This window comes from Heliobacterium mobile (assembly GCF_009720735.1).
GTDB classification, from domain to species: Bacteria; Bacillota; Desulfitobacteriia; order Heliobacteriales; family Heliobacteriaceae; genus Heliobacterium; species Heliobacterium mobile.
The window spans coordinates 1-4282 of the sequence record NZ_WNKU01000064.1 but is presented as its reverse complement, the minus strand read 5'-3'; the positions used below and the strand labels follow the sequence as shown (position 1 = coordinate 4282).

Annotated in this window: 1 protein-coding gene; it reads left to right on the top strand. The window is 53.8% G+C overall.

The window, feature by feature from the left end; genetic code table 11:
• A partial coding sequence (locus tag GJ688_RS19235) for an S-layer homology domain-containing protein (RefSeq protein ID WP_207708849.1) occupies nucleotides 1–4195 on the top strand: 4195 nt, incomplete at its 5' end.
• Nucleotides 4196–4282 lie beyond the last annotated feature (87 nt).

Below are 4282 nucleotides of genomic sequence, written 5' to 3'. Positions count from 1 at the left end.
CATAACCAATGTAAACTCCGGTTCGACAATTAGTGCTCCTGCGGTTCCTGCGAAGGAAGGCTATACCTTCAGTGGCTGGTATAAAGAAGCCAGTTGCACCACCCCTTGGGCATTCACTACCGATACGGTAACCGCCAATATCACACTATACGCGAAGTGGACGGCAAACCCGCCCCCGATCCCGATCAACACCGCCCCCACCGCTACCGGAGTCAGCATCACCGGAACAGCCCAAGTCGGACAAACCCTAACCGGCAACTACACCTATAGCGACGCCGAAAACGACCCAGAAGGAAGCTCCGTTTACCGTTGGTACCGGTCGGACGATTCAAACGGAATCAACAAAACAGCCATTTCCGGAGCGACAGGAAGGACCTACACGCTGGGGCTTGCCGATGTCGGCAAATACATCAGCTTTGAAGTCACTCCCTTCGCCGCCACAGGCAAATCACCCGGTTCGGCGGCCGAAAGCGCCAAAACGCAAGCCGTCACCGCCATCGATAACCTGCCGCCGCGAATCACCATCACCCCATCCACGCAAGATCCGACCGACAAAGACGTCACCTTGGCCGTCACCGTCGACGGAACCGGCAGCAACATCACCGTCCAGAAGTGGGCCTCTGGTGATCATGACGCAGCCTACTTTGCCGGAAACGGAACCGTCTTCACCAATAATCAAATCGTCATCGGCGAAAACGGGACTTATACGGTCTACGCGAAAGACGAAGCCGGAAACGAAGCGGTGCAAGTCATCAAAATAGACAACATCTCCAAATCAGCGTTAGCCGTTACCGAAGCCCGTATCGACAATGATGCCCCCGATACCCTCGTCATGACCCTCAATAAACCAGTCAAAATCGGATCCAAAGAGGATTTTCAAGTGTTCGTCGACGGCAACGCAGGGAAGATCAAATCGATCGCCTTAACCGGAGACAACAGGATTACCCTCACCCTCGACAAACCGATTCGATTCGGCCAAAACATCACCCTTCAATACACGGGACAGAGCATCCAAGACAAATCGGGCAACAAACTCGAACCGTTCAGCGATTATGCCGTACGAAACAACGTCCAAAATACCAAGGCACCGGAGATCACCCTCACCGTGTCTTCTGAAAAACCGACAAATCAATCCCTGACCGTAAAAGTAAGCGTCAAAGAAAAAGGCAGCCCCGTCGTGCTCACCAAGTGGGCCAAAGGGGAACAAGAGGTAGCCTACTTTGCCGACGGCGGTACCCCCCTCACCGATTCCACCTTTCCCGTCGATGAAAACGGGGACTACACCGTCTACGTCATCGACAAAGCGGGCAATGAAGCCGTCAAAACCATCACCGTCAATAACATCGACAAAACGGCGCTGACCATCGCCAAGGCGTCCATCGACAATGGAGACGCAAAAGTGATTCGAGTGACCTTTACCGAGCCTGTTAAATCGGGCAAGCTCGGCGGATTCACGGTCACCGTCGATGGCAAGAATGTCTCAATCGACCGCGTCCAAAGCGAATCGAAAAATACACTGCTCATCCAATTATCAACCCCCGTAAAGAGTGGACAAGCCGTACAGCTCTCGTACCAGGGAGGCCAAATCAGCGACGAGGCGGGGAACCTGCTGGCCCCGGTCACCGATATGAACGTGGAAAACTCCGTGGTGGCCCTATCCCTCAAAAGCTTATCCGTAGAGCCGGGCAACCTCGAACCGGCATTCAGCCCGCAAACCAGCGAATACCGTGTCAAGGTTGAAAATGAAGTCGAGGAAATCAAAATTACCGCCGTTCCCGAATCGGACGAAGCAAACGTATACATAAACGGCCAACGGATGAAAAAAGGGGAACCCACAAGGCTGCCCCTGGTCGAAGGGACCAACCGTTTTGAAGTGAACGTGGTTGGAAGCCAGGGCTTGCTCACCCAGAAATACACCCTGGAAGTCGAGCGAAAAAACCCCGAACTCACGAAAATCAGCATTACTGAACCAGTCAAAAACAGTGTCCTCATGACCAATAAACCGTCCATCGCCGGAGAAGCGGCCAAAGGGAGCGTCCTCACCGTCTACCTCGATAATAAACCGGCTGGGAAAGTGACAACCGGACTGGACGGGAAGTGGACATGGGCCGTCAACAAAGCCTTATCTCCTGGGGAGCACGAAATCCAAGTCATCGGAAGAAACTCGGACGGAGAAAACATCGAATCGGAAGCGGTTACCTTTACCGTAAACACAAGCAAACAGATCACCATGACCATGGACCCTCCATCCTTGGTCGGCGACGGCCGCTCTACGGCGACGGTCACCGTTACCGTCAAATCAGCGAAAGGAAAACCCGTTCCGAACATCCCGGTGGCCTTCTCCACCAACGTAGGCAAACTTGATCAGAATACGATTGTCACCGATGACCGAGGGCAAGCCGTCATTGAACTGACCGCGCCGTTACTCGAAGGGATTACGCCGGCCCAGGGAATTCTGCGAGCCAACATCGACGATGACGGGCAACGCCTAGAAGCGGTGTTGACGATGCAGTTTATGCCAGCGTCGATTGAAGGCATCGTCAAAGATCAAACATCCGGCGAGATTGTGGCGGGAGCGACTGTCGTCATTAAAGAAGACTTTAACGGCGACGGCGTGATCGACTTTACCGCCTCAACGGAGACAGGAAGCGACGGGCGGTATAAGATATACGTTCCTCGCGGCAACTGGACCTATCATCCGATCATCACCTTCCCCATGACGGTCAATGGGCAGCAGGTCAACGTGACCTTGAAACAGAAAGCGCCAGTGGGGCAATTAAACGGCGTCGGGGAAGAGATCAAGTCCAGCAAGAACTTAACCGGGATGCTGCTCGTCGCCGATCCGAATGGGGAAGCAAAACCGGTCGAGGACGTCCTGGGCGGCCAAAACGTAACCGTGACCGTCCGCAACGCATCCGGCCAAGCCATCCATACGGCGACTGCCGGGCAGTTTGAAGTCGACGATATTCCACCGGGCGAATACCAAGTGATATATAAAGTCAAAGGGCCGGATGGCGAAGAGTTAGCCGGTAGAACGGCCACGGTCACCGTCCAAGAAGACGGTGAAATCTCGGTCAACGTGTCCTTGATCGACCCCTATGGGATCATTCGTGACCAAAAGACGAATAAACCCCTGCAAGACGTAAAAGTGACCTTGCATTGGGCCAATACGGAACTGAACCAAGAAAAAGGGCGGAAACCAGACGGGGTCGTCGATTTGCCCACTTTGGAACAATTCCCGCCAAACCAAAACAAGGATCCGCAAAAGTCCACAGCCAAGGGCGAATACGCCTGGATGGTATTCCCCCAAGCAGACTACTATATCATCGGGGAAAAAGAGGGCTATGAAAAATACGACAGCCGCGTCGAAAAGAGAGATGTATCAGCCAAGCCGGGAGAAGACAGTTGGATCGAAGACGGGATTATCCATGTGGGAGAAACGATCGTAAACTACGATTTCAAAATGAAGCCGAAGAAAACGGCCACGCAAGAATCGGGCGGAAGCAGCGGCGGAGACAGTGATGGCGATGGAGGAACCATGCCAATAAAACCGAACCCGGGAAATACGCCTTCACCGAGCAACCCAACGATGCTCAACCATACCCACTACGTCAACGGCTATCCCGACGGCACCTTCCGGCCGGAACAACCGATTCGGCGTTCGGAAATGGCGGCACTGCTGGCGAACGCCTTGTCCTTGCCGGGGCCGACCAATTCGGAAGCCAATTATCCTGACGTCGATAACTCCTTCTGGGCCCGTCAAGCCATTGCCGAAGCCAGCCGCGCTGGTTTGATGGAAGGGTATCCCGATCAAGGGTTCCATCCGGAAGCCAATGTGACACGGGCACAAATGGCGGCGATCATCGCCAAATGGAAAAGCATCCAGAACACCGGAACGAACGCCTTTGACGACACCCGAAATCACTGGGCGGAAAAATACATCGCCGGAGTGAATGAAGCGGGATGGATGAAAGGCTATGCCGATCAAACCTTCCGCCCCGAGCAGCCCATTACCCGGGCGGAAGCGGTGACCGCCTTAAACCGGTTGTTTGGAAGAGGCCCGCTGACAGGACTGACCAAGGCCACTTGGTCTGATGTGCCATCCACCTACTGGGCCTGGGGGCAAATTGAAGAAGCCTCTATCGATCACTCATCGGTAGCACTGCCTGGTGCTGGGGAACAGTGGATAAAGTAAAACGTAAATATAAGAGTTGGGATTTTAGCTTGAACCAGTTAGTGTAACTGAATATAGCGGAATTGGCAAAAGCCTGAGGTACAATAG